The sequence below is a fragment of the Pseudarthrobacter sp. NamE5 genome, assembly GCF_005796225.1.
Lineage (GTDB): Bacteria > Actinomycetota > Actinomycetes > Actinomycetales > Micrococcaceae > Arthrobacter.
The window spans coordinates 17,940-40,705 of record NZ_VAHO01000020.1 but is presented as its reverse complement, the minus strand read 5'-3'; the positions used below and the strand labels follow the sequence as shown (position 1 = coordinate 40,705).

Annotated in this window: 24 protein-coding genes; 9 read left to right on the top strand and 15 right to left on the bottom strand. The window is 66.3% G+C overall.

The genetic code is table 11. From position 1 onward, the window contains the following. Positions 1-10: 10 nt before the first annotated feature. The gene (locus FDW84_RS17785) at positions 11-904 is read right to left on the bottom strand and encodes an oxygen-dependent tRNA uridine(34) hydroxylase TrhO (RefSeq protein ID WP_138610818.1); all 894 of its coding nucleotides are present in this window, start codon (positions 902-904) and stop codon (positions 11-13) included. A 116-nt stretch (positions 905-1,020) separates the two neighbouring features. Here FDW84_RS17785 and FDW84_RS17780 point away from each other — a divergent pair, with 116 nt between their 5' ends. Together FDW84_RS17780 and FDW84_RS17775 are read left to right on the top strand one after the other, a co-directional pair. Then, complete coding sequence (locus FDW84_RS17780; protein WP_138610817.1) at positions 1,021-1,713, top strand: GNAT family N-acetyltransferase; 693 nt, start codon at positions 1,021-1,023, stop codon at positions 1,711-1,713. Between the two features lie 78 nt (positions 1,714-1,791). Further along, entirely contained in the window at positions 1,792-4,173 is a 2,382-nt protein-coding gene (locus tag FDW84_RS17775; RefSeq protein ID WP_138610816.1) for a DEAD/DEAH box helicase, read from the top strand. Positions 4,174-4,199: 26 nt separating this feature from the next. Here the strand turns inward: FDW84_RS17775 and FDW84_RS19925 are convergent, their stop codons facing one another. The 7 genes from FDW84_RS19925 to ssd form a co-directional block, all read right to left on the bottom strand. Next, on the bottom strand, positions 4,200-4,640 hold the full coding sequence (locus FDW84_RS19925) for an Rv3654c family TadE-like protein (RefSeq protein ID WP_138610815.1): 441 nt from the start codon (positions 4,638-4,640) through the stop codon (positions 4,200-4,202). Next, positions 4,637-5,011 carry a TadE family type IV pilus minor pilin gene (locus FDW84_RS17765; protein WP_240721581.1) on the bottom strand — a complete coding sequence of 125 codons (375 nt, stop codon included), beginning with the start codon at positions 5,009-5,011 and terminating at the stop codon, positions 4,637-4,639. The genes FDW84_RS19925 and FDW84_RS17765 overlap by 4 nt, the downstream gene beginning before the upstream one ends. 38 nt (positions 5,012-5,049) lie before the next feature. Then, positions 5,050-5,394 carry a DUF4244 domain-containing protein gene (locus FDW84_RS17760; protein ID WP_138610813.1) on the bottom strand — a complete coding sequence of 115 codons (345 nt, stop codon included), beginning with the start codon at positions 5,392-5,394 and terminating at the stop codon, positions 5,050-5,052. Between the two features lie 157 nt (positions 5,395-5,551). Continuing rightward, positions 5,552-6,172, bottom strand: a complete 621-nt coding sequence (locus tag FDW84_RS17755; RefSeq protein ID WP_138610812.1) for a type II secretion system F family protein — start codon at positions 6,170-6,172, stop codon at positions 5,552-5,554. Further along, positions 6,169-7,014 (bottom strand): type II secretion system F family protein, encoded by an 846-nt coding sequence (locus FDW84_RS17750; protein ID WP_138610811.1) that lies wholly within the window; start codon positions 7,012-7,014, stop codon positions 6,169-6,171. The genes FDW84_RS17755 and FDW84_RS17750 overlap by 4 nt, the downstream gene beginning before the upstream one ends. Continuing rightward, positions 7,011-8,312: a TadA family conjugal transfer-associated ATPase gene (locus FDW84_RS17745; protein ID WP_138610810.1), complete on the bottom strand. Its 1,302-nt coding sequence runs from the start codon at positions 8,310-8,312 to the stop codon at positions 7,011-7,013. The genes FDW84_RS17750 and FDW84_RS17745 overlap by 4 nt, the downstream gene beginning before the upstream one ends. Then, positions 8,309-9,373 (bottom strand): septum site-determining protein Ssd, encoded by a 1,065-nt coding sequence (gene ssd / locus FDW84_RS17740; RefSeq protein ID WP_240721585.1) that lies wholly within the window; start codon positions 9,371-9,373, stop codon positions 8,309-8,311. Before ssd ends, FDW84_RS17745 begins: the two co-directional genes overlap by 4 nt. Before the next feature lie 284 nt (positions 9,374-9,657). On the opposite strand from ssd, the gene FDW84_RS17735 reads away from it, so the two are divergent. Then, positions 9,658-11,376 (top strand): bifunctional 3'-5' exonuclease/DNA polymerase, encoded by a 1,719-nt coding sequence (locus FDW84_RS17735; RefSeq protein ID WP_138610808.1) that lies wholly within the window; start codon positions 9,658-9,660, stop codon positions 11,374-11,376. 176 nt (positions 11,377-11,552) lie between these two features. Further along, positions 11,553-11,744, top strand: coding sequence for a YegP family protein (locus tag FDW84_RS17730; protein WP_138610807.1), 192 nt, complete (start codon positions 11,553-11,555; stop codon positions 11,742-11,744). Between the two features lie 2 nt (positions 11,745-11,746). Here the strand turns inward: FDW84_RS17730 and FDW84_RS17725 are convergent, their stop codons facing one another. The 3 genes from FDW84_RS17725 to FDW84_RS17715 all read right to left on the bottom strand — a co-directional run bounded on the left by FDW84_RS17725 (position 11,747) and on the right by FDW84_RS17715 (position 14,692). After that, the gene (locus FDW84_RS17725; protein WP_138610806.1) at positions 11,747-12,424 is read right to left on the bottom strand and encodes an NUDIX hydrolase; all 678 of its coding nucleotides are present in this window, start codon (positions 12,422-12,424) and stop codon (positions 11,747-11,749) included. Continuing rightward, positions 12,421-13,215 (bottom strand): endonuclease III, encoded by a 795-nt coding sequence (gene nth, locus FDW84_RS17720; RefSeq protein ID WP_138610838.1) that lies wholly within the window; start codon positions 13,213-13,215, stop codon positions 12,421-12,423. The genes FDW84_RS17725 and nth overlap by 4 nt, the downstream gene beginning before the upstream one ends. A 67-nt stretch (positions 13,216-13,282) precedes the next feature. Continuing rightward, entirely contained in the window at positions 13,283-14,692 is a 1,410-nt protein-coding gene (locus FDW84_RS17715; RefSeq protein ID WP_138610805.1) for a hypothetical protein, read from the bottom strand. Between the two features lie 409 nt (positions 14,693-15,101). Here FDW84_RS17715 and acs point away from each other — a divergent pair, with 409 nt between their 5' ends. From acs to aroQ, 3 genes are all read left to right on the top strand, one after another. Continuing rightward, entirely contained in the window at positions 15,102-17,114 is a 2,013-nt protein-coding gene (gene acs, locus FDW84_RS17710; RefSeq protein WP_138610804.1) for an acetate--CoA ligase, read from the top strand. Between the two features lie 92 nt (positions 17,115-17,206). Beyond that, positions 17,207-17,992: a DeoR/GlpR family DNA-binding transcription regulator gene (locus FDW84_RS17705; RefSeq protein ID WP_138610803.1), complete on the top strand. Its 786-nt coding sequence runs from the start codon at positions 17,207-17,209 to the stop codon at positions 17,990-17,992. Positions 17,993-18,175: 183 nt separating this feature from the next. Then, the gene (aroQ, locus tag FDW84_RS17700; RefSeq protein WP_138610802.1) at positions 18,176-18,637 is read left to right on the top strand and encodes a type II 3-dehydroquinate dehydratase; all 462 of its coding nucleotides are present in this window, start codon (positions 18,176-18,178) and stop codon (positions 18,635-18,637) included. A gap of 12 nt (positions 18,638-18,649) precedes the next feature. On the opposite strand, the gene FDW84_RS17695 is transcribed toward aroQ, so the two are convergent. Next, positions 18,650-19,834: a MarP family serine protease gene (locus tag FDW84_RS17695; protein ID WP_138610801.1), complete on the bottom strand. Its 1,185-nt coding sequence runs from the start codon at positions 19,832-19,834 to the stop codon at positions 18,650-18,652. Between the two features lie 185 nt (positions 19,835-20,019). On the opposite strand from FDW84_RS17695, the gene FDW84_RS17690 reads away from it, so the two are divergent. Together FDW84_RS17690 and FDW84_RS17685 are read left to right on the top strand one after the other, a co-directional pair. Beyond that, positions 20,020-20,697 carry a Crp/Fnr family transcriptional regulator gene (locus tag FDW84_RS17690; RefSeq protein ID WP_138134702.1) on the top strand — a complete coding sequence of 226 codons (678 nt, stop codon included), beginning with the start codon at positions 20,020-20,022 and terminating at the stop codon, positions 20,695-20,697. Between the two features lie 279 nt (positions 20,698-20,976). Continuing rightward, positions 20,977-21,153, top strand: a complete 177-nt coding sequence (locus tag FDW84_RS17685; protein ID WP_240721580.1) for a hypothetical protein — start codon at positions 20,977-20,979, stop codon at positions 21,151-21,153. On the opposite strand, the gene FDW84_RS17680 is transcribed toward FDW84_RS17685, so the two are convergent. The 3 genes from FDW84_RS17680 to FDW84_RS17670 are packed head-to-tail and all read right to left on the bottom strand — an operon-like array spanning position 21,150 to position 22,758. Then, positions 21,150-22,061 (bottom strand): NUDIX hydrolase, encoded by a 912-nt coding sequence (locus FDW84_RS17680; RefSeq protein ID WP_138610799.1) that lies wholly within the window; start codon positions 22,059-22,061, stop codon positions 21,150-21,152. The two genes, FDW84_RS17685 and FDW84_RS17680, sit on opposite strands and share 4 nt — an antisense overlap. 15 nt (positions 22,062-22,076) lie before the next feature. Next, positions 22,077-22,601: a RidA family protein gene (locus FDW84_RS17675; RefSeq protein ID WP_138134699.1), complete on the bottom strand. Its 525-nt coding sequence runs from the start codon at positions 22,599-22,601 to the stop codon at positions 22,077-22,079. A 1-nt stretch (position 22,602) separates the two neighbouring features. Then, positions 22,603-22,758: a Sp36 family protein gene (locus FDW84_RS17670; protein ID WP_003797879.1), complete on the bottom strand. Its 156-nt coding sequence runs from the start codon at positions 22,756-22,758 to the stop codon at positions 22,603-22,605. Between the last annotated feature and the right edge of the window lie 8 nt (positions 22,759-22,766).

The following is a 22,766-nucleotide window of genomic DNA, read 5'->3' as shown; positions in this document are numbered from 1 at the left end:
GGCCGTACTATCAGGCCGCGCAGCCCTCGGGGCAGCGCAGGGTTTCCGGGTTGGATGCGCATCCGGCGCAGTACAGGGTGAGGTTTCGGCAGCTGGGGTTGGAGCAGTTCTCGAACTTGCTGGTGGGGGCGGAGCAGCGGGCGCACTGGCCGATGGTCTTGGCCTCGTCGCTGAATTCGAGGTGCATCCGCTTGTCGAACACGTACAGCGACCCCTCCCACAGTCCCTGGTCCCTGAAGGCTTCGCCGTAGCGGACGATGCCGCCGTCCAGCTGGTACACCTCTTTGAAGCCCCGGTTCACCATGAGGCTGGACAGCACCTCACAGCGGATTCCGCCGGTGCAGTAGGTGACCACCGGCTTGTCCTTTAGGTCGTCATACTTGCCGGAGTCCAGCTCCTTGATGAAGTCATGGGTGGTGGCGACGTCCGGGACGATCGCGTCCTTGAACCTGCCGATCTGAGCTTCGAAGGCGTTGCGGCCGTCAAAGAACACCACTTCCTCTCCGGACTCCTTTTTAGCGTCCACGAGGTCGTGCAGTTCCTCGGGCTTTACATGCATGCCGCCGCCCACCACGCCGTTGGCGTCCACCTTGAGCTCACCGGGCGCGCCGAAGGAAACGATCTCGTCCCGGACCTTGACGCTGAGGCGCGGGAAATCCTCCGCGCCGCCGTCGGACCACTTAACGTCAATGCCGCGAAAGCCCTTGTACTCGCGGGTGGTCTTCACATACTGCTTGACATCGCCGATTTCACCACCCACGGTGGCGTTGATGCCGTCCTTGGAGATCAGGATGCGCCCCCGCAGCCCGAGCTTCTCGCACAGCGCTCGCTGCCACAGCCGAACAGCCTCCGGGTCCGTAATGGGCGTAAAGCCGTAAAAAAGCACAATCTTGTTCAAAGCCACGTATTTAAGGGTACCGGCCCGGTTCTCCCTGGCAGCCTGGCCCAGGGTGCATCACAATTGCATAAGCTCTCCGCCGCCCCCTGTTGCTGGCGATCGGGCTGGAATAGTGTTCATCCATGAGTCCGGAAACCATGGTTGAAGACATCACTGGCCTGCTTGAAGTGTGGGTGGCAGGCTGGGCCGGTTGTCGTGGCTACAGCACGGCGAAGGAGGGACGCTTCCCTGCCGCACTCCGGGCCGACACCAGCGGCGAATGGGAATACTTCGCTTCGGAACCCACGGACGACGAGTTCGCCGCCCTGGCGGCGAAAACGGCGGAAGTTCCCCCAAGGGTCCTAACCATCCTGACCAATGACATCGCCCGCTACTCCGCCATGGCTGGCAGGTATGGCCTCAATGTCACGTCTGATTCGCAGACGATGATGATCGTGGACATGGAGACCCAGGATGCCGAGGATCCCTGGCTTTCCGACGACGACCTGAGCGTGTCAACGTGGGAAGAGAACGGCGTCCATTATGCCGAGGTCCGTTCCGGCGACTCTGTTGCTGCCAGCGGGCGGGTGTTCGTGGTGGGTGACACTGCGGTGTTCGACAAGATTATTACCGAACCGGGTTTCCAGCGGCGCGGCCTGGGCAGCTTCATCATGCGGGCACTGGCAGCGAAGGCCTTCGAGCACGACGTGCAGGAGGGGCTCCTGCTGGCCTCTTCGGATGGCCAGAAGCTGTATTCGCACCTGGGCTGGACCACGGTTTCCCGCGTGCTGATGCTCTCCGCTTCGCAGGACGGTTCCGACCTTTCCCTGAGCTGAACCCTGCTGATGTCTGTGGCTGTTACCCCTAGGGCGAACCGGGGCTGACCCGGGCCCGCCGGGTGAAACAATGTTGGGGTGAACCCCCATGACTCCCTGATTCCCCTGCTGGGCCGCGGCCCGGAACCGGAGCAGCTCCGTCATGTCCGCACTATCCCGGCCCGGCAGGCCGAGCATGAGCCGTGGCCGGAATGGGTGCATCCGGACCTGGTTGAGGCGTATGGGTCACTCGGCATCCGGGAGCCCTACCGGCACCAGGTGGAGGCCGCCGGGATCGCGCACGGCGGCGAACACGTGGTGGTGGCGACAGGAACCGCCTCCGGAAAGTCGCTCGCGTACCAATTGCCGGCCCTCGATGCCGTGCACCGCTCGGAACTGCGCGTCCTCGCGGATCCGGGAAAGATCCACGACGACGGGGCGGTAATGCTGTACCTGTCACCCACCAAGGCGCTCGCTGCTGACCAGCTCAATGCCGTCCGCGCACTCCGGCTGCCCACGGTCCGGGCCGAAACCTACGACGGCGACACCGACCCGGCATCCCGCCGCTGGATCAGGGACCACGCCAACTTCATCCTGGCCAACCCGGACATGCTGCACTTCGGGATCCTTCCCAACCATGCCTGGTGGGCCGGGTTCTTCCGCCGCCTGCGCTACGTGATCGTTGACGAGGCGCACAGCTACCGGGGCGTGTTTGGCTCACATGTGGCGAACCTGATGCGCCGGCTGCGCCGGATCTGCGCCTATTACGGCGCCGGCACCGCCTATCCCGAGCCGGTCTTCATTGCAGCCTCTGCCACCGCCTCAGAACCTGAGGTCTCTTTCTCGCGGCTCATCGGCGCACCAGTGAAGGCAGTATCCCGCGACGGTTCCCCGCACGGTGCCACCACCGTGGCTTTCTGGGAACCTGCCCTGACTGAAATCCGGGGTGAGAACGGTGCAAAAGAACGGCGTACAGCCGTGGCTGAAACAGCCGACCTGCTGGCAAACCTCGTTTCAGCCCAAACCCGGACCATTGCCTTCATCAAGTCCCGGCGCGGCGCGGAAACCATCTCCGCAATCACCAAACGGCTTCTTGACGAGGTGGACCCCAGCCTGCCGCAGCGGGTGGCCGCCTACCGTTCGGGGTACCTGCCGGAAGAACGCAGGGCCGTGGAAAGAGCCCTGCGCTCCGGTGAGCTCCTGGGCGTCTCGAGTACCTCCGCCCTGGAGCTCGGCATCGACATCTCCGGCCTGGACGCTGTCCTGGTGGCGGGCTGGCCTGGCACCCGCGCCTCCCTTTTCCAACAGATCGGCCGGGCGGGACGGGCAGGGCAGGATGCCATCGCCGCGTTCGTTGCCAGCGATGATCCCCTGGACACCTTCCTGGTGAACCATCCGGAAGCAATCTTCGACGTGTCAGTGGAAGCAACCGTCTTCGACCCCTCCAACCCCTACGTCCTCGGACCGCACCTGTGTGCCGCAGCCGCAGAGCTCCCGCTCGGTCCCGCCGAACTCGGCCTGTTCGGAAGCACGGCGGAGTCCCTGCTGGACCGGCTGGTGGCCCAGGGCTACCTTCGCCGGAGGCCTGCTGGCTGGTTCTGGACGCACTCCGAAAGCGCCGCGGGCATGGTCAACCTGCGGGGCGACGGCGGCGGACCCGTCAGCATTGTCGATGCCGAGACAGGATCGCTGCTGGGAACCATGGATTCCCCCCAAACCCACTACCAGGCCCATACCGGTGCCGTGTACGTCCATCAGGGTGACAGCTACGTGGTGGAGGACCTGAACGAAGAGGACCACTGCGTAATGGTCCGCCGCGCCAATCCGGACTACTACACCACCGCCCGGGACGTCACGCAGATTGAGGTTTTGGAAACCCAGCGGACAGTCGAGTGGGGTGAGGTCACGGTGCACTTCGGCGAGGTCAAAGTCACCACCCAGGTGGTCTCCTTCCAGCGCAAGGCCCTGGTCTCCAATGAGATCCTCGGGGAGGAACCCTTGGACCTTGGTGCCCGCGAACTGTTCACCAGGGCAGTCTGGTTCGTGGTTGACAACCGCTCCCTCACAGCCGCAGGCCTTATTGAAGCCCAGTTCCCCGGCGCCCTGCACGCGGCAGAACATGCAGCCATCGGTCTCCTGCCCCTGGTAGCATCCAGTGACCGCTGGGACATCGGCGGGGTGTCCACCGCGCTGCACGCGGACACCGGGCTGCCCACCATCTTCGTATATGACGGGCACCCCGGCGGCGCCGGCTTTGCCGAACGCGCCTTCGACAAGGCCAAGGTGTGGCTCACTGCCACCCGTGACGCCATCAAGGCCTGCGAATGCGATTCCGGCTGCCCCTCCTGCGTTCAGTCACCCAAATGCGGGAACAAGAACAACCCACTGGACAAAGCCGCTGCGGTTTCCCTTCTTGATGTCCTCCTCAAGGACGCCACCGAGGCGGGCAGCCTGACTATCGAAGCGCAGCCCAGGGTGTAAACCTGCGTCGGGATAGACGAGTTGCGTCAGGGTGGAGGACCGGCACGGGCACGTCCCGTGGCCGACGCCAGCACGCTCCGCTCCAGCAGCTTGGTCCTTACCTCGATGGTCTGGCCCGGCCCCTCGGCGCAGCCCAGGATGGCGGCCCCCTGCCGGGCGGCAACCTCCGAAGCAACGGTGCAGGGATCCCCATCGGTGACGCCGCGGAGTGCATCGGCTGCTGCGAGCGCTGCAAGGTCGGCAGCCGCCGCAGCCCTGCTGGCCAGGACGGCCGACTGTGCCAGCAGCAGCATGAGCGCCATGGCCGTCATCACTACCAAGGCGAGGCCGGCCGCCAGGACTGTCCCGGACCCGCGCTCCCGGCCACCTGAGCCATCCCTGCATCGCTGCCCCGGCTCCGGGAACCGCCGCGTCCCATATTGTTGAAATCCGGCCGAACATCCGGGTGTTCTGAGCCCTCCTTTCATCTTCCTGCCTCGCTCCTGGTGGAGGCCCTGGCCGTGAGCTGCCAGGGAATCGAGGACCCGAGGGGACCACCCACCCGGTCAGTCACGGTAACGCTCAGCCATTGGCCCTCGGCCGAGACCGCTGCCGACGCCGACGATCCCGACAGCGTCCGCACGATCCTTTCAACAGTGGCGGGGTCGTCACCGCGGGCAAGGGCGCGGGCGCCGGCCCGTGCTCCCTCCTCCAGCCGCAACTGGGTAACGCCAGCCGAGGCGCCTGCCAGCAGCATGGCCAGCAGCAACAGGACCGCAGGCAGCGTGACGGCGAACTCGGCCGTCACGGCCCCGCGCGAACGGCTTGGCCCGGGACCTTGGGAGCGAACAGGTGCCACGGTCGGTTTTTGAACGGGGAGCATGGCCGGCGCGCCTGTCACGGGAGGGCCAACGCGGTCCTGATCAGGTTCAGCAGGAAGCCGCGGACCTCCTCGCTCCGGAGGATGAAGACCAGCAACCCGGCAAAACCCACGGCGGCGAGTGTGGCGATAGCGTATTCGGCTGTTGCCATTCCTGCTTCCGATCCGAGGAGGCGGCCAGCCCGCCTGGCGTCCTTGCGAAGACTGGCACCGGGATGGAGTTCCACCACGGTCTGCTGGTCCGCAATCCCTTGGACGTTGCCGTGGCGGTGCTTGATGCCGCGGTGTCCCCTCGAGGCTGGGCGTGCGGCGGTGATAGCTGCAGACCCGTCCGTGTAGTGGCGGCGGTAATGAGTGGACATATGGTGTTTTCCTTTCGTTCGGCCGACGGAATTGCCGGCTGTCTTCACTCTTCCGGGCCCTTGCAGCAGCAGTAAGGCTCGCATGCTGGTAAGTGGAAAAGCCCAGCGATTGCCCGGTGTGGAGGAGAAGTTCCGGTGTAGAGGAGAAGACGAGTGCCTAGGACCCGGAAGGCACCAGGGCAAGGAGCACCGGCACCACGCCCAGGCAGATGAAGGCCGGAAGGGAACACAGGCCCAGCGGAACAACCAGTTTCACGCCCAGTGAGGCGGCACGCTTTTCTGCTGCCCGGAACCTCTGCCGGCGCAGCCGGGCGGCCTGGGCGTACAGAATTGCTGACGACGGGGCACCGGTCAGCGCCGCGAACCCCAGCGCATCCCGCAGTTCCAGCACCTCCGGCAGGCGGACCGCGCTGCTGCGCCAAGCCGTTTCCCAGTCAGCGCCTATGGCCAGTGCTGCGACCACCGGCCGGAGGGCATTTCTGTACCTGGCAGAAGCGGAGGCCGACACCAGCTCGAGGGAACGTCCTATGCCCGACCCTGCGTCCAGCATGGCGGCGACAAGTTCCAGCATCATAGCAGTGTCCCGCAGGCCCCCGGACATGCTACTGGAAGGGAAATCTCCGGGGCTGGCGGCGGAGGCATCTGCGGAGGAGGAAGTGGCCCGTAAGCGGACGGCGGCCAGCCTCTTCCCCGCACTCCCCCGGCCCGTACACATAACACCCGCCGCCGCGCCGAGTACCAGGAAGAGCACGAAAGCTGACGCAAAGGGCAAGGTCATGGCATGTCAGCTCCGGCTGCCGCCGCCACAAGCCTCGCCGACCACACTCTTCCAGCCACCGTCAGGCCGATTCCGGCAGCGAACGCTGCCAGTCCCCAAGGTGTTCCCAGCAGCATGGCCAGCGGATCCACCCCCAGTGCGATCCCAAGCCCCAACCCCATCAGAGGAAGCCAGGTGAGGAGGCTTACGGTTGCTTTCGGGCCAGCCAGGGCAGTCTGGCGTGCAGCCTCGGCGTCGTCCTCCACCTCAAGCTGTGCGGCGAATCTGGCAAGTACATCAGCCAAAGGACAGCCGCTTGCTTCTGCAATGTCGAAGCAAGCAGTCAGGTCCGACCAGATCCGGGATTCCCTGCCCCGTCTGGGAAACGAGGTAGGAAGGGCCCGGCGTATTGCGCCCGAGACCGGAGTGCCGCTGGCAGCAGCGGCACGGGCTGAAACCAACAAGGCGACCGTCCCCTGCGACAGGCCATGGGAGCGGGAAGTCGGGGAGCCATATACCGTCCAAATTTCGTCCCAAAGCCGGGCCGGTGCACGGCCGCCCTTGAGCAGGGCGGCCAGTTGCTGAACCACCAGGGTCAAGGAAGCGGCAGGCTGTCCGGACGATTTCCCGGCGCCATGGCGGGTCCCCCAAAGAGCCTGAAGCGTCGGGAAGCCTCCGGTCCCCGAAAAGCGCCGGCTCCCGGGAAAGATACCCGCCCGGCCTGCGCCGGAATCCGGCGGGACGCTGGAACCTGAAGGAGTGCCGCGGGCCCAGGCACGGCGCAACCTGGCACGAGCGCCGAGCGGGGGCTTGACCAGCAGTACCGCGGCCAGTGCCAGGGCCACAACAAGAAGAGCAATCATTCCGGCTCCTCAAGCCCCGGTTGCGGCCCCAGGCCTGAACCCGGGCCAAGTCCTAACCGTGCCGCAAGCACCTGCCAACCCGGACCCGGAGCCAGTGCACCCGCGCCAGCCTCCAGGGCCGGCAGCACGGCAAGGCCGTCCGGCCCGTCCCCCACCAGGCCCACACAGGTAACCTCCCGGCCCCTTCGCGTACGGTCCACATGAATCACCACATCCAGGGCGCTCGCCGCCTGGAGCCGCATCGCCTGGGTATCCAACCCCGCGAGCGCGCCCAGCGCGGTGAGTCTGGCAGGAACGGCAGTGGCCGCATTCGCGTGAATGGTTCCGCCCCCGCCGCTGTGGCCGGTGTTCATGGCAGTGAGCAGCTCCCGCACCTCGGCGCCGCGGCATTCACCCACCACCAGCCTGTCCGGCCGCATGCGCAATGCCTCCCGGACGAGGTCTCCCAGGTCCACCTGGCCGCCGCCTTCAAGGTTTCCATGCCGGGATTCCAGCGACACGATATGGGGATGAACAGGATTGAGCTCCGACGCATCCTCGATGAGAACTAGCCGTTCAGAGGGAACGCAGAGGCCCAGCAGCGTGGACAGCAGGGTGGTCTTCCCGGATCCGGTGGCGCCGCTGATCAGGAAGCTCAGCCGGCGCTCCACCACCTTCTCCAGGACCTGCCGGAGCGCGGCGCCGAACATGCCGCCCAGCTGCAGCTCATCCATTGTGAAAACACGTTCACGTCGTATCCGGATGCTCAACAGCGTTCCTGCCGTGGAGACCGGGGGCAATACGGCATGGACGCGGTAGCCGCCGGCCAGTCGGACGTCCACGCACGGGGAACCGTCGTCAAGCCGCCGGCCGCCTGCCGCCACCAGCCGGCACGCCAGGGCGCGCAACTGGGCTTCGCTGTCAAAGGCCACCGGCATGCGTTCGATACCGCTCCCTTTGTCAACCCATACGGAGCCCGGGGCATTCACAAAGATATCCGTGACAGCGGGATCGCGGGTTAGCCCCTGTAAGGGCCCCAGACCGTTCAGTTCGGCGCTGATCCGTTCAACGGCTGCGAGCGAGCCTGCCGTTCCCAGCAGCTTGCCCGTTGCCTGGACCGCAGCTGCCACCCGGGACGGTGTCACCGCCTCCGCTTCGGCCATCATGGACTCTCGCACCGATTCGAGCAGCCCGGCGTCCACGGCCTGCCCTAACCCGGGGCGGCGTTCGCGCCGGCGCCAGTCGCCCTGGCCTGGCTCGAGGATCCGTGCCCGCCGCCGGAGTCCTTCCTCCTGCGCCTCCATACGGTGCTGCTTCATCCAAGTTCCCCGGAAGGGACGTTGTCGCCGAGAAGATCCAGCACTGAAGCAGCGAAGTGCCGGACGCTCCGGCGCTTGCCCAGTTCCAGGAGGCGACCGCTTTCCATTGCGGCAGGGACTCCGCGCAGCTCAGGCACGCGGCCCTGGACAGGAAGTCCGATCGCTTCGGCAATCATGGGGCCGTCCAGCGCCCCGTCGGGCTTGCTGCGGACCAGGAGTGCAGCCTCCACCGGAGGAAATTCCTGCAGCAGCCGCACCGCCGCGACGGCAGCCTTCAGCTGGGCCGGAACCACCACAGCGATCCGGTCGCAGTCCCAGGCGAAGGAATGGATGGGCTCCGTCCCCCGGCCGATGTCCACCACCACCAGCTCATACCCCCGCCGTGCGGCATCAAGGACGCCAGCGATGGCGGCAGCGGCAACCGGCACGGGCTGCTCACGGCTGGCGGGCCAGGACAGGAACGAGAAGCCGTCCGCCACCGGAAGGGAGTCTGCAAGCTGCACCGGATCGATGCTGCCCCTGGCCCCGGAAAGGTCAGGCCAGCGCAGGCCCGGGTTCTCTTCGGCAGCAAGGGCGAGCTCCAGCCCGCCGCCCCAGGGATCACCGTCCACCAGCAGCACACGGATGCCGAGGCCGGCAGCGGCCTGGGCTATCCAAATCGCCGCCGTCGTGGCCCCGGCGCCGCCGCAGCCACCGGTCACACCCAAGATCAAACCGCCCGGGCCGGGCGATCGGGACCGGCTCAAATGGTCGGCAAGCCAGGCTGCAGCATCCGGCAGAACAGCCACCCGCTCGGCTCCTAGAACAGCGGCAAGGTGCCACAAGCTGTCACCCTCACCGTCCAGTCCCACCAGGACAGCGGGTGACTGCCGGCGCGGCGGCAGTTCCCGGATGTCGCTTCCCACCAGGACGGCGGCAGCGCTGTCCCAATGCCTGCCTGCCGCAACCGCATCGGCCACCACACGCACCTGCGCCCCCGCGGCTGCGACGATCCGCTCCACCTCCGCCCGAAGCAGGGCGGACGACGTAACCAGCAGGACCTCGTCTCCACCCTCGGGCAGCCAGACGTCCGCATTCCGTCCCGCGGCACTTCCGGAGGCAGCTGCGCGGGAAGGTTCCGGGGCGCCCGGCTCTGCTGCAGTGAAAGCCCCGGTCTGGCCCGGTCCGGGATGCGAAGGAATTAGCTGATGCCTGCTCATGGAGCCACTCTCCACCCCGGCAGGAGGAAGCGGCAGGGGCCCATCGCCATATGTGGAAAAGACCAGAGCTTGGGTATCGGCGGTACCACTTCCAGGGCAGCCCGATGGGCGCTGGCACATCAGGGAAACAAGGCAGAATAGGACCCATGTACCTGCTGCTCGCCGCCCACCCTTCCGGTGCGGCACTGCAGGAAATCACCCAAGGCGGGCAGCCTCTGTCCGCCGCCCCGGATCCCAGGGTTATCGGCGCGCGCGAGCTGCCCGCCGTCGTCCGCGGTTTGGAACGGCGCCGGCGCGACGGCCTGCCGCCCCGGTGGATCTGGCACCGCACCCAGGACTGGTACCCCGGCCTGCTCGCTGCCGGCGTCGAGCTGGAGAGGTGTTACGACCTGAGCCTGTGCGGCAGCATCCTTGCATTCTCGCGGTTTGCCGAACACACCGACTACGCCAGGAACGCGGACCGGAGCACCATTGAGGACCCGATGCTGCCACCCAAGGCGCTTCAGCCACCGCCACCCCCGGCGGACCAGGCCGCCCTCTTCGAGGCTCCCTCAACCGGTCCCGGTGTACGGCACACCCTGGAACAACTTCGGGCCGAATACGCGGCCCAGCAGACGGCGCTGGCCGCGGTGAGCCAGGAGGAGAACCAGCGGAGCCGGCTGCAGCTCCTCCTCGCAGCTGAATCGGCCGCCGCGATAATTGCGGCGGAAATGCAGTACGCAGGCGTCCCGTGGCGGGAGGACCTGCACGAGCAGATCCTCGCGGACCACCTTGGCCCCCGCCCGCCCCTTGGCCACCGCCCGGCCAAACTTGAAGCGCTGAACCAGGAACTGCGCGGGCTCCTGAAGTCGCCAACATTGAATCCGGATTCGCCCCAGGACCTGATGCGGGCCCTGCACCGCAACGGGATCGAGGTCAAAAGCACGCGCAAGTGGGAGCTGCGGGAATCCAGTCACCCTGCCATCGAGCCGCTGCTGGCCTACAAGCAGCTTTCCCGCCTGCATACGGCCAATGGGTGGTCCTGGCTCGACGCCTGGGTGGCCGACGGCAGGTTCCGGCCGGAATACGTAGTGGGCGGGGTGGTCTCCGGCCGCTGGGCCTCGCGCGGGGGCGGGGCCCTGCAGATACCGCGCCAGGTTCGTGGTGCAGTCCACGCTGACCCCGGCTGCAAGCTGATCGTCGCCGATGCCTCCCAGCTGGAACCGCGTGTCCTGGTGGCCCTCGCCCGGGACTCTTCCATGGCCGAGGCGGCCAGGGACCAGGACCTCTACGCTGGCATCGCCGCCAAGGGATTCGGCGGAGACCGGGCGAAAGCGAAGACGGCCCTGCTCGGGGCTATGTACGGCGCTACCTCAGGCGAGGCCGGCCGCCTCATGCCGCAGCTCGCCCGGACCTATCCCCGCGCAGTGGACTTTGTAGAACAGGCGGCGCGTACCGGTGAGGCCGGCGGGACCGTGACCACGAGGCTGGGCAGGAGCAGCCCGCCGCCGTCGGAACGATGGTTCCAGAGCCAGCGTTCCTCCACCGCGGAGGAGCAGCGCAGGGCGGAATCCATTGCCCGGGCGCGGGGACGCTTTACGCGCAATTTCGTCGTCCAGGGTTCCGCCGCGGACTGGGCGGCGTGCTGGCTCGCGGAATTACGACGGCGGCTGCGCACCCTCCGCGCGGACAGTGGCGTGCCCGCAGAGCTCGTTTTCTTCCTGCATGACGAAGTGATGGTGCACGCGCAGGCGGAAGCGGTTGATGCCTGTATCAAAGCGATCCAAGACGCGGCCAGCGCTGCCAAGGAACTCCTGTTCGGACCCATCCCCGTCGAATTTCCCGTAAGCGTCGCCGTCGTCGATTCCTATGACCACGCCAAGTAGCCGGTTCAGCGCCTGAAGAGCCCGTGATGTCCGGAACCGGAAAGGTTTGTGACCGGTGAAGTAACCTACCCGGCGGTAGCTCGACCATGGGCGTGACGGGCGTTACAGTCGTAGCGACTGAGGCAGAGCGGTCGGCAGGCTGATGCAAAGACGCACACCAGGGGAGGTCCCGGCATATGGCGGGCAGGTTTGAAATACATCGGGTAGGAGACGAGTCGTACCGGCTCCGGCTCACCGATGCAGAAGGAAACACGGTGGCCGTGTCACCAAAGTTCAAGTCACTGAATACACTGCTTGAAGGAGTGAAGGCGATGCGGGAAAACGCCGCCACCGGCATCGTTGTGGATCTCCGACACCAGCAGGCCTAAGGCTAAACACCCATTGCGTGGCGCCGGCTCCGGTCCCATGGAACGGCCCAGCCCAGCTGTTCAAACAGCCCGTTCAGGACGATTCCTGTGAACCCCCACACCACCACGCCGTTAACGGTGAAGGCAGGGCTGTCGAAGCTGCGGCCGGCGCGATGGACAGTGGCCATCACGCGGTTGTCCGGGTCCAGCAGGTCCCTGACGGGAACCCGGAAAACCTGGGCGGACTCGGCATAATCCACTACCCGGATGGGCGAAGGCGAGCGCCACCACGCAAGCACGGGCGTGACCAGGAAGTTGCTGTGCGCAAGGCCCAGCTCCTGGAGGTTGCCCAGGACTTCCACGCCGTCGGCGTCGAGCCCGGTCTCCTCTTCGGCCTCGCGCAGGGCCGCCTGAACGGGCGTTTCCCGGGCGTCAATGGCGCCGCCCGGAAACGCCACCTGGCCCGGGTGCGAGCCCAGGGTATGCGCACGTTCCAGAAGCAGGACATCAAGGTCGGCGGGGGCCAATGGCTTGCCGGAGGCTGCGGGGACGTCATCAAGGGCCCCGAAAAGCATCAAGACAGCCGCTTTCCGGGCCACCGCTTCGTCCACCGTCAGCGCGGCCCACAGGGGGTCCGGGGCGGCGGCCGCTCCGGACTCTGCCCGGCGGACCAGCCCGAGCAGGTCTTCGCGGGCGCTCACGAGGTCCTCTTCTGTGATTCCATCCGAATCTCGGCCGCACGGTGGCTTTCCGCGAGCAACTGGTCCAGCAGCGCCTCGCTTCCAGGTGCGAGCTCGTACTTCAGCAGCTTCACTGCTTTCCCGGGGTCGGTCTCCCCCAGCCCGTAACTGGGGCACCAGGTGGCAACAGGGCAGGCGCCGCACGCCGGCTTCCGCGCATGGCACACACGCCGCCCATGGAAGATCACCCTGTGGGACAGCATGGTCCAGTCCTTGCGTTCGAACAGCGCGGCAACGTCCTGTTCGATCTGCACAGGGTCCTCAGACTGGGTCCAGCCAAACCGCTTCGCGAGCCGGGCGAAGTGGGTGTCCACGGAGATCCCGGGGATGCCAAAGGCGTTGGCCAGCACCACGTTGGCCGTCTTGCGCCCCACACCCGGCAGCGTGACCAGGTCCTCCAGCCGACCCGGGACCACACCGTTGAAGTCGTCCACCAGGCGGGTGCAGAGCGCAATGACATTCCTTGATTTGGCCCGGAAGAACCCGGTGGGCTTGAGGATCGTTTCAAGCTCTACAGGGTCCGCCTCTGCCAGGGACCGGGCGTCCGGATACCGGGAAAACAGCACTTTGGTCACCTGGTTTACGGTGACGTCGGTCGTCTGGGCGGACAGGACCGTGGCCACGAGCAGTTCGAACGGGTTGCGGAAATCAAGTTCGGCGTGTGCATAGGGGTACTTCTCGGCCAGGGTCCGGTGGATCCGCCGGGCCCGCCGCTTGAGGGCCAGCACCGATTCGGAGGACACCACGGGCATTCCCGCGGACTGGCCGGCGGAGGCCCTGACTCCGCCGGCCTTCGGGACCCGGGGCAAGGCCATGGGGTCAGCCGCGCTCGATGTTGCTGAGGTCCCGCAGGACACCCAAGCGCCCGTCGGTGTGCTGCACCAGGAACTCGTGGCCGCGGTCCTCAAGGGCCAGGACCCAGCCCCCCGGTTCGATCACGAACGCAGGTGCCCCGGTGCGGGGGTCATACGCGGTGCGGTGCTGTGCGACCGCAAACCAGAAAGCCTCGTGAATGGGCTGGTCTTCCGGCTCCTCCGGGCGGCTGGATGGATCCACGGTCGCCCCAATCGGCTCCTGGGTGCGGATCTGCGGCTGCACAGCGGTGGCAGCCTGCGGCTCCCAACTGCCCTGCCCGCTCTGCCGGGAACCGGCAGACTGGCCGGAGGGGGCAGCCTGCCGCGCGCCGCCGTCGTGGTTGCGGCCAGAGGCAAGGGAGCTCCCAGTGCCTGCGGCCGGAATGTCGCCCAGCTGGGTTTCTTCGGCAGCGGGTGTTGCGGAAGGGCTTACGACGTCGGCGGCCTGGATTGCCGGTCCGGGGTCACCGGAGAAAGTCCGGTCGGACACCTCGGGAGCGGTGGAGACGGGCGGGGCCGTGCTGGGAATTGCTGCCGTGGCGGGCGCAGCCACTGCCCCGGCCCGCCCGGCGGACCCTGCCTGTCCGGCCGAACCTGCATGTACTGCCGGACCTGCATGCACTGCCGGACCGGGCTCGGATCCGGAACGGGCAGAACCGGGTTCAACTGCCGAGGACCCTGCCCCTGCTCCCCCGAACAGCCCGCCACCGGACAGTACTTTGGAGCCGAATCCTGATGCTTTTGAAGCGGACTCCGCCTTCGGCTTCTTGGGAGCCCGGGGCTTCTGGACGGGGACGGCGGCTTCACGGGCGACCACATGTGCCGGGACCTCGGCGCGGTCCTTAAAGTCTGCGGAGATGTAGGGCAGGAAGCGGCCCAGCACCGTTGCGGCAAACAAGATCAGCGAGCCCACCAGGCCCACCATGAAGCTTGGGACGTAGGCTGCGGCCACGGAGAGGAAGAAGAAAGCCACGGCGAAGGAGGCCACCACTGACGCGAACTGGTCGATGGAAAGGGAGCCGATCCGGATCTTCGTGGCGGGAGCCAGCCTGCGGGCGGCAAAGAGTGCGCTGACGATCAGGGGCAGGATGATGCCCAGCCCCAGGAAGAAGAGGTTGTTAAGGTTCCACAGGTTGTAACGGGCACCAAAGATCGGCAGCAGCGAGGCCACGAAGAGAATCAGGGTGGCGCCGAACACCGCAAGGTCCCGGATGGTGAACGGGCCGAGCACTGCCTCGTTGGCGTTCCCAGCCTTGCCTCCCTTGGGGGCGGCGCCCGCGGCGGCCTGGGGGCCTGACCCCTCAGCCGTTCCGGTGCCCTGACCGGAACCTGCTGTGTCGGGGCCGCTCTTCTGGCCGTAGCTCTGCTGGTTCATTCTGCTCTCCTTAGCGTGGCGGCACCGGGGCCGGAATGGCTCCTGAATGGTGCCGTCTTGACGGCGGTTCCGGCGTGGCCAGGCCCTTGTGATGCCTGGCAACAGCGGTCCGCAGTGAAGTCACAATTCCATCTCAGCCTAGTCAACAGCCAGGCGGTTCACTAGCTGGGCGCTACCTGCAAGGGCTTGTCCAGGCCGCCTCGAGGACCATTCACCGCTTAATGAGTGCCGTTCACGGGCCGCTCTGTGACACCGCGCACATCAGCGGCTGCCAAGCATTAGTCTTGATTCCGGAACAGCTCTTTGCGGAATGTCCGTGACCAGCCGGTGCCCGACGTCGCGCAGGCGGCGAAGCCCGGCCGGCGGCGAATGTCCCGCCCAGCAAAGATCGATGAATGATGAGGTTCACATGTCCCAGGACACTACAGGCGTCGTAGCAAACGCGTCGGCAGGTGCCGCCCAGCAGGGCGAGGCACACGGCGACGCGTTCGAAAACCTGCTGCATGAGACCCGCGCCTTCCCGCCCACGCCCGAGTTCGCCGCGAATGCCGTTGTTACCGCTGCAGAGTATGAGGAGGCCGACGCCGACCGGCCGGCATTCTGGGCAAAGAAGGCCCGCGAGCTGCTGACTTGGAGCAAGGATTTCGACGAGCCGCTTGACTGGTCCAACCCGCCGTTCGCCAAGTGGTTCGTGGGCGGGGAGGTTAACGCCGCCTACAACGCGCTGGACCGCCACGTGGAGAACGGGCTGGGTGAGCGGGTGGCCATCTACTTCGAGGGCGAGCCCGGGGACACCCGTACCTACACCTACGCGCAGCTGACCGAAGAAGTAAAAAAGGCCGCCAACGCCTTCGAGTCCCTGGGTGTGGCGAAGGGCGACCGGGTGGCGGTATACCTGCCCATGATTCCGGAGGCCGTCATCACGCTGCTGGCCTGCGCCCGGATCGGTGCCGTGCACTCGGTGGTGTTCGGCGGGTTCTCCGCCGACGCGCTTCGCTCCCGCATCGATGACGCCGAGGCCAAGCTGGTGGTCACCGCTGACGGCACCTATCGCCGCGGCAAGCCCAGCGCCCTGAAGCCCGCCGTCGACGAAGCCCTTGCGAAAGAGGGCCACACAGTCCAGAACGTGGTGGTGGTCAAGCGCAACGGCCAGGACGTGGACTGGCACGAGGGCCGGGACCACTGGTGGGCTGACACAGTCGAGGCGGCCTCCGCCGAGCACACCGCCGTCGGACATGACTCCGAACACCCGCTCTTCATCCTTTACACCTCCGGCACCACTGGCAAGCCCAAGGGCATCCTGCACACCACCGGCGGGTACCTCACCCAGACCGCCTACACGCATAAGGCGGTGTTCGACCTGCACCCCGAGACGGACGTCTACTGGTGCACGGCCGATGTCGGCTGGGTCACCGGGCACTCCTACGTCACCTACGCGCCGCTCATCAACGGAGCCACCCAGGTCATGTACGAAGGCACTCCCGATTCCCCGCACCAGGGCCGCTGGTGGGAGATCGCGGAGAAGTACAAGGTGTCCATCCTGTACACCGCCCCCACCGCCATCCGAACCTTCATGAAATGGGGCCGGGAGATCCCGGACAAGTACGACCTCTCCGCACTGCGCGTGCTCGGTTCCGTGGGCGAACCCATCAACCCCGAAGCCTGGATGTGGTACCGGAAGGTTATCGGCGGGGACAAAACCCCCATCGTTGACACCTGGTGGCAGACCGAAACCGGCGCCCAGATGATCGCGCCCCTCCCCGGGGTCACGGCAACCAAGCCAGGTTCCGCCCAGGTGCCGCTGCCCGGCATTGCCGTGGATGTTGTGGACGAAATGGGCGAGTCCGTGCCGAACGGGCACGGGGGATTCCTGGTGATCCGGGAGCCGTGGCCGGCCATGCTCCGCGGCATCTGGGGTGACCCGGAGCGGTTCAAAGCCACCTACTGGTCCCGCTTCGAGAGCATGTACTTCGCCGGCGATGGCGCCAAGAAGGACGAAGACGGAGACATCTGGCTCCTGGGCCGCGTGGATGACGTCATGAACGTCTCCGGGCACCGGCTCTCCACCACGGAGATCGAGTCCGCCCTGGTGTCCCACCCTGCCGTGGCCGAAGCCGCCGTCGTCGGTGCCGCCGACGAAACCACCGGCCAGGCCGTCGTCGCGTTCGTCATCCTCCGCGGTGACGCCGTCGATTCCGGTGATGACATCGTCCAGGAACTCCGCAACCACGTCGGCAAGGAAATCGGCCCCATTGCCAAGCCGAAGAACATCCTGGTGGTTCCGGAACTGCCCAAGACCCGTTCCGGCAAGATCATGCGCCGCCTCCTGAAAGACGTCGCAGAAGGCCGGGACCCGGGCGACGCCACCACCCTCTCCGACCCCACGATCATGCAACAGATCGCAGCTTCCCTCAGGAAGTAGCAAATTCCTGGACGACGGCGGTGCCCGCCTTGGGTGCCGCCGTCGCCGTATGCTGGGTGCAGACCTGTCCCCTGCCCGAAGGACCAGCCCGGATGCTCGCCGTCGCACGCCATGAGGCCATTTTGGACGCACTTCAGCGCGAGCGGGTTGTGCGCGTCTCGGATCTTGCGCAGCAGCTCGGCGTTTCACTGATGACTGTCCGCCGTGACATCGAGGTGCTGGAGGAGGGCGGCCGGCTGGAGCGGATCCACGGCGGCGCGAAGCTGCCCGGTGATGCCAGCGCCCATGAGCCCGGGTTCGAGCTGAAGTCAACCCAGCTGACCGCAGAGAAGCGGGCCATTGCAGTGGAAGCGGCCGGGCTGGTGACGGAGGGCATGGCCGTGGGCCTGAGCGCGGGAACCACCACGTGGGCGCTGGCGAAGGAGCTGGCCGGCGGCCCGAGGATCACCGTGGTGACCAACTCTGTGCGGATCGCGGACCTGTTCCACCATGCGGCCTCGTCCGGTTCGGCCCGCTACGCATCAACGGTGATCCTGATCGGCGGCGAGCGGACACCGTCGGACGCCCTGGTAGGACCCATCGCCACCGGCGCCCTGAAGCAGCTGCACCTGGATATCCTCTTCCTGGGCGTCCACGGGATGGATGCCGAGGCGGGTTTCACCACCCCCAACCTCCTGGAGGCGGAAACGGACCGCGCCTTTGTGGCGGCGGCCCGCAAGACCGTGGTGCTTGCAGACCACACCAAGTGGGGCCTTTTGGGCATTAGTTCCATTGCCTCACTCGACGATGTGGACGAGGTCATCACTGATGCCGGCCTGGGCGCCGATGCCCGCCGGATCCTTGGTGCAACGACCAAGCTCCGGGTCGTAGCTGCCTAGCTGGCAGCTGTCTGCCAACGGCCGTTTCCTTGCCGAAGTCGGCCTTCCCATGCCCCTCCTGAGTCCCGAGCACGCCCTGCTGCTGCAGGTGACCGAAGTCCAGGCGCATTCCCGCCTTGGTTTGCCGCGCATTCCGCCCGTAAAAATGCGCGGCAAACCGGGCCAGCCGCTAGATTGGCATCCATGACTGAAGCCTCCACAGAAACCGCCGGCAGCCGCACCATCCTGGTGGTCAACGGACCCAATCTGAACCTGCTGGGAACGCGTGAGCCGGAGAAGTACGGCACGTCAACGCTGGCGGACGTGGAGCAGCTGGCGGCGGAAGCGGCCAAAGCCCATGGCTTCACCGTGGAGTGCGTCCAGTCCAACCACGAGGGCGTCCTGCTCGACGTCATCCACGCAGCCAGGAACAAAGCAGCAGGCATCGTCATCAACGCCGGCGCCTTAACGCACACCTCAGTGGCACTCCGTGACGCCCTCGCGGCGGTGCAGCTTCCCGCCGTCGAGGTTCACATCACCAATGTGCACCAGCGGGAGGAATTCCGTCACCACTCCTACCTGTCGCCCGTCTGCGCCGCGGTCATCGTGGGCGCAGGTGTGCTCGGCTACAAGCTGGCCATCGACTATCTGGCAGAGGTCCTCTAGCGGCGCATGGACTTATTTTTGGATGCACTGCCCCGAGGACACGGGCGAGGACAGGGACGCCGCCTGCGAAGCGACGGGATTCAGGTCGTCCATGGTGATGGCGAATCCCATGTCCGTATCCGCCGTGGCCTTAGCGAAGATCACACCGGCAACCTGCCCCTCCATCGTCAGCAGCGGCCCGCCTGAATTCCCCGGTTCCACGTCGCCGGCAAGCCGGTAAATCTCCTCCGGCGAAGCGTTGTTGCCGTAAATGTCCGGCACCAGCACCGTGGTGACGTCCTGGACAGTGGCAGGCCTTGACTGGAAGGGGCCGCCGTGCGGGTATCCGGCAAAGGCGGCAGGACTGCCACCGGGCAGGTCAGGACTCAAGGCGAGCGGTCCGACCGGAAGATCCTCCACTGCCAGCACCGCAAGATCGTGCTTGGTGTCGAAATAGACCACCCGCCCGGGCATTGCTCCGCCGTCGGGCATTTCCACCACTGGCTCAGACACGCCCGCCACCACATGAGCGTTGGTGACCACGCGGTCCTCCGACACCACGAATCCGGTGCCTGTCTGGTTCTGGCCGCACTGGTAGGCGGTTCCCGCGATCCTCAACACTGACTCCGCGGCCCGGTTCAACGCGGGCGTGTCGGTGCTGGCGTTCGGCACAGGTACCGCAGGCCCCTGCTCCAGGCCCTCCAGCAGGGTGGGGATGCCGTTGCCGATCACCGTGGAACGAAGCTGCGCCATGGTGGCTTTGACGGGGTCGGGAGTCAGCCCGTCTATGAAGCGGATCACCCGGGACTCCGCCAGCTGCTGGGACACAACCGGCACACCCAGCGAACTGATGCTGAAGGCCAGCATTGACATCACCAGTGCGGAAACCACCAGGTTCACGGCCCCGCCGACCAGCCGGTCGACCGCCCGCAAAGGCCGGATCCGCATTACCCCGCGAATGCTTCGCCCCACCATGGTTCCAAGGCCATGCCCCAGGACCACCAGTACGACGGCGGCCGCGACGATGGCGGTCAGCCGCCACCCGGAGTCCTGCACAAATCCGCTGACCAGGGGAACTGCAAAAAAGGCGGCAACGGCCCCGGCTGCGAACCCTGCGATGCCCCCGGCTGTGACAAGGAAACCATTGCGCAGCCCGTGAACCAGGTAGGACAGCAGCGCCAGGATCAGGATCAGGTCCAGGACAGTCAAGCCGACCACGAGGGCTCCTTATTAAGCAGTTGAGCCTTCATTCTAGAGGCCGACTCTGACAATAAACCGTGGGTTCGTGCCGCCCCCAATGCCTCCCCCCGCGGCGTCTTGCCTGCCAAGTTCGTCACAGAACATTGAAAATTCTGAAACAATGGCACAAGCGCCACAGCCGATACTTTTACTCAGGAGATTTTATGGACATCGAGGTACTGCGCCGAGCACCCCTTTTCGCCACGCTCGACGACGACGCATTCCGTCTGCTGACGGACGAGCTCACCGAGGTGGACCTGTCCCGCGGAGCATCGGTATTCCGCGAGGGCGACCAGGGTGACCAGCTGTACTTCATCGTGTCCGGCAAGGTGAAGCTGGGACGCACCTCCCCTGATGGCCGCGAATCGCTCCTGGCCATCCTGGGCCCGGGTGAACTGTTCGGTGAGATGGCTCTCTTCGATCCGAGCCCCCGCACCGCAACGGCGACGGCTGTATCCGAGACCCGCCTGGCCGGCCTCAAGAACGAGAGCCTGAACAACCTCCTGCGCAGCCGTCCTGAGGTCTCAGCCCAGCTGCTGCAGGCCCTGGCCCGCCGCCTGCGCCGCACCAACGATTCACTGTCCGACCTCGTGTTCTCCGATGTTCCCGGCCGAGTGGCCAAAGCGCTGCTGGACCTCGCCGACCGCTTCGGCCGTCCTGCCACGGACGGAGTCCTGGTGGCCCACGAACTCACCCAGGAAGAGCTGGCCCAGCTGGTTGGCGCGTCCCGCGAGACCGTCAATAAGGCCCTCGCCGAGTTCGTCCAGCGCGGCTGGCTGCGCCTGGAGGCCCGGGCCGTCGTCATCCTCGACATGCAGCGGCTCCGCCAGCGCTCCCGCTAATTCCTTCAGCAAAGGCCGCCCCTCGGGGCGGCCTTTTTGCATGTGATGCCCCGACGCTCTGTCAGATCCTCTGCTTTTCCTTTCCCTCCCGCACTGCGTCACTCCCGCACTGCGTCGGAGGCACGGGCAGCCAGGTGCGAGAGGGTTTCAGGAAAACACACGGGAAGTGATCGAGCGTCGCCGGGAAAGCCGCGTTCAGTGGGAGAGCGTCGTGGGGCCGGCCACGCCAGTAAAGGACGCCTGGCGGTAAAATTGGACCAGAGGTGCATGGCGATGTCTATGGCTCTGGCTGTCTTGTTGATCCTGCTGGGCCTTGCGTCTTTGGCTGCCATAGCCGGGACGGTGGTCCTGGTAATCCGGGACGGCCGCGGTGAGATCCCGCCGGAGCCCTCCATCCGGCCCTGGAGCGCAGGAACACTGCCCAGCCGACCCTATTCCACCCTGCGCAGGATTTAGCGCTCGCGCTGCGGGTCGTCAGGGGTGGTCTTGGCGGCTTCGACCTCGAGCATCAGCTTGCCGTCTTCTTCCACTAGAACCGGCTGGTAGACGTGGGCCTTGCGCTTGTAACTCAGGTACGCGATGCAACCGTTGGCCATTGCCATCTTTTCGAGCATGATCTCAGAGCCGGGAACCAGGAGTTCCCCCAGGGTGCGGCCCACCGTGTTGTCCTGGCCCACTTCATCCCCGAGCGCGGTGGTGTCGCGTCCCGCAATGACCTCGGCAGCGTTCACCCACCGGCCCCAGATGCCTTTGCCCTCAAGCAGGGTGGGCTGCTGGTTCAGCGGCACGGTCGCGGCAAAATAGCGGGTGTCGAACCGGCGGTGGGCGAAGTCCGGGGTGCGCCAGTTGACCAGGGATTTCAACAGGTCGGTGCGTACTGACAGGCCGCGCTTCGCCAGCACTTCGGAAAACGTCTTTTCCTGCTCGGCAACAGCCAGGCGGGCGCGCATCCAGTCAGGCGTTGAGGTCGCTTCGACCGTGCTGGCCATATCGGAGCCGGCAAGCAGGACGCCGGTCTCCTCGAAGAGTTCGCGGATGGCGCCCAGCACGTGCCGGCGCGCCAGCCCGACGTCGTCCGTTCCCATTTGCTCAGCCCAATGCTGCGGTGACGGACCCAGCCAGCCGACAGGGTCGTCGTCGGCAGCATCAAGCGAACCGCCGGGAAACGCGAGAACCCCCAGCGGGGAGGAACCTGGCCGGTAAGCCAGCCAGGTCTCCAAACCCGTGGGTGAATCGCGCAGCAGCACCACCGAGGACGCCAGGCGCGCCGCCCGGGGCGTCCGCTCACCGTGTTCGAGCCAGCTCTGGGCCGCCCCTTCAAGGTCCTGGGGAAGTGCAAAGAGCCGTCGGGCGAGGTGAGGCAAGGGAAACGACCGGCCCTAGCTGAATTCCGCTATCAGTTCGACCTCTACCGGAGAATCGAGCGGCAGGACAGAGACGCCGACGGCGGACCGGGCGTGCTGGCCCGCGTCACCGAGGACGCGTCCCAGCAGTTCGGAGGCTCCGTTGATGACGCCGGGCTGCCCCGTGAAGGACGGGTCGGAAGAGACGAATCCCACAACCTTGACGACGCGGGTGATGCGGTCAAGGTCGCCGATGACGCTCTTGACGGCGGCCAGCGCGTTGACGGCGCAAATGGCTGCGTACCGCTGGGCGTCCTCGGGGGAAACGGTGGGTTCGTCAGCAAAACCTTCGGTTCCTGCCGACACCTTCCCGGTTGCCGGAAGTTTTCCGTTGACGAAGGGCAACTGTCCGGAGGTGTAGACGTGGCTGCCGGAGATTACGGCGGGGACGTAGGCGGCTACTGGGGCGGCGACTTCCGGAAGGGCGAGACCGAGGTCCGCAAGCCGCTGCTCAACAGCGGAAACAGGTGCTGCAGACTGGGCTTCTGCGGAGGTGCTCATGCTACTGCTTCTCCCTCTTGAGGTAGGCGACCAAGCCGTTGCCGTCGGGGCCGGGGACCACCTGGACCAGCTCCCAGCCGTCGTCTCCCCACTGGTCGAGAATCTGCTTTGTGGCGTGAATAATGAGCGGAATCGTCGCGTACTCCCATTTGGTCATGAGAGAAA

Excerpts from the sequence above, each read along its gene's own strand:
- FDW84_RS17730 (WP_138610807.1), top strand. The coding sequence starts at position 11,553 with ATGGCGGGCAGGTTTGAAATACATCGGGTAGGAGACGAGTCGTACCGG.
- nth (WP_138610838.1), bottom strand. The coding sequence starts at position 13,215 with ATGCCCGTGGTGTCCTCCGAATCGGTGCTGGCCCTCAAGCGGCGGGCC.
- FDW84_RS17745 (WP_138610810.1), bottom strand. The coding sequence starts at position 8,312 with ATGAAGCAGCACCGTATGGAGGCGCAGGAGGAAGGACTCCGGCGGCGG.
- acs (WP_138610804.1), top strand. The coding sequence starts at position 15,102 with ATGTCCCAGGACACTACAGGCGTCGTAGCAAACGCGTCGGCAGGTGCC.
- FDW84_RS17670 (WP_003797879.1), bottom strand. The coding sequence starts at position 22,758 with ATGACCAAATGGGAGTACGCGACGATTCCGCTCATTATTCACGCCACA.
- FDW84_RS17755 (WP_138610812.1), bottom strand. The coding sequence starts at position 6,172 with ATGACCTTGCCCTTTGCGTCAGCTTTCGTGCTCTTCCTGGTACTCGGC.
- FDW84_RS17750 (WP_138610811.1), bottom strand. The coding sequence starts at position 7,014 with ATGATTGCTCTTCTTGTTGTGGCCCTGGCACTGGCCGCGGTACTGCTG.
- aroQ (WP_138610802.1), top strand. The coding sequence starts at position 18,176 with ATGACTGAAGCCTCCACAGAAACCGCCGGCAGCCGCACCATCCTGGTG.
- FDW84_RS17715 (WP_138610805.1), bottom strand. The coding sequence starts at position 14,692 with ATGAACCAGCAGAGCTACGGCCAGAAGAGCGGCCCCGACACAGCAGGT.
- FDW84_RS17685 (WP_240721580.1), top strand. The coding sequence starts at position 20,977 with ATGGCTCTGGCTGTCTTGTTGATCCTGCTGGGCCTTGCGTCTTTGGCT.
- FDW84_RS17690 (WP_138134702.1), top strand. The coding sequence starts at position 20,020 with ATGGACATCGAGGTACTGCGCCGAGCACCCCTTTTCGCCACGCTCGAC.
- FDW84_RS17675 (WP_138134699.1), bottom strand. The coding sequence starts at position 22,601 with ATGAGCACCTCCGCAGAAGCCCAGTCTGCAGCACCTGTTTCCGCTGTT.
- FDW84_RS17735 (WP_138610808.1), top strand. The coding sequence starts at position 9,658 with ATGTACCTGCTGCTCGCCGCCCACCCTTCCGGTGCGGCACTGCAGGAA.
- FDW84_RS17780 (WP_138610817.1), top strand. The coding sequence starts at position 1,021 with ATGAGTCCGGAAACCATGGTTGAAGACATCACTGGCCTGCTTGAAGTG.
- FDW84_RS17760 (WP_138610813.1), bottom strand. The coding sequence starts at position 5,394 with ATGTCCACTCATTACCGCCGCCACTACACGGACGGGTCTGCAGCTATC.
- FDW84_RS17705 (WP_138610803.1), top strand. The coding sequence starts at position 17,207 with ATGCTCGCCGTCGCACGCCATGAGGCCATTTTGGACGCACTTCAGCGC.
- FDW84_RS19925 (WP_138610815.1), bottom strand. The coding sequence starts at position 4,640 with ATGAAAGGAGGGCTCAGAACACCCGGATGTTCGGCCGGATTTCAACAA.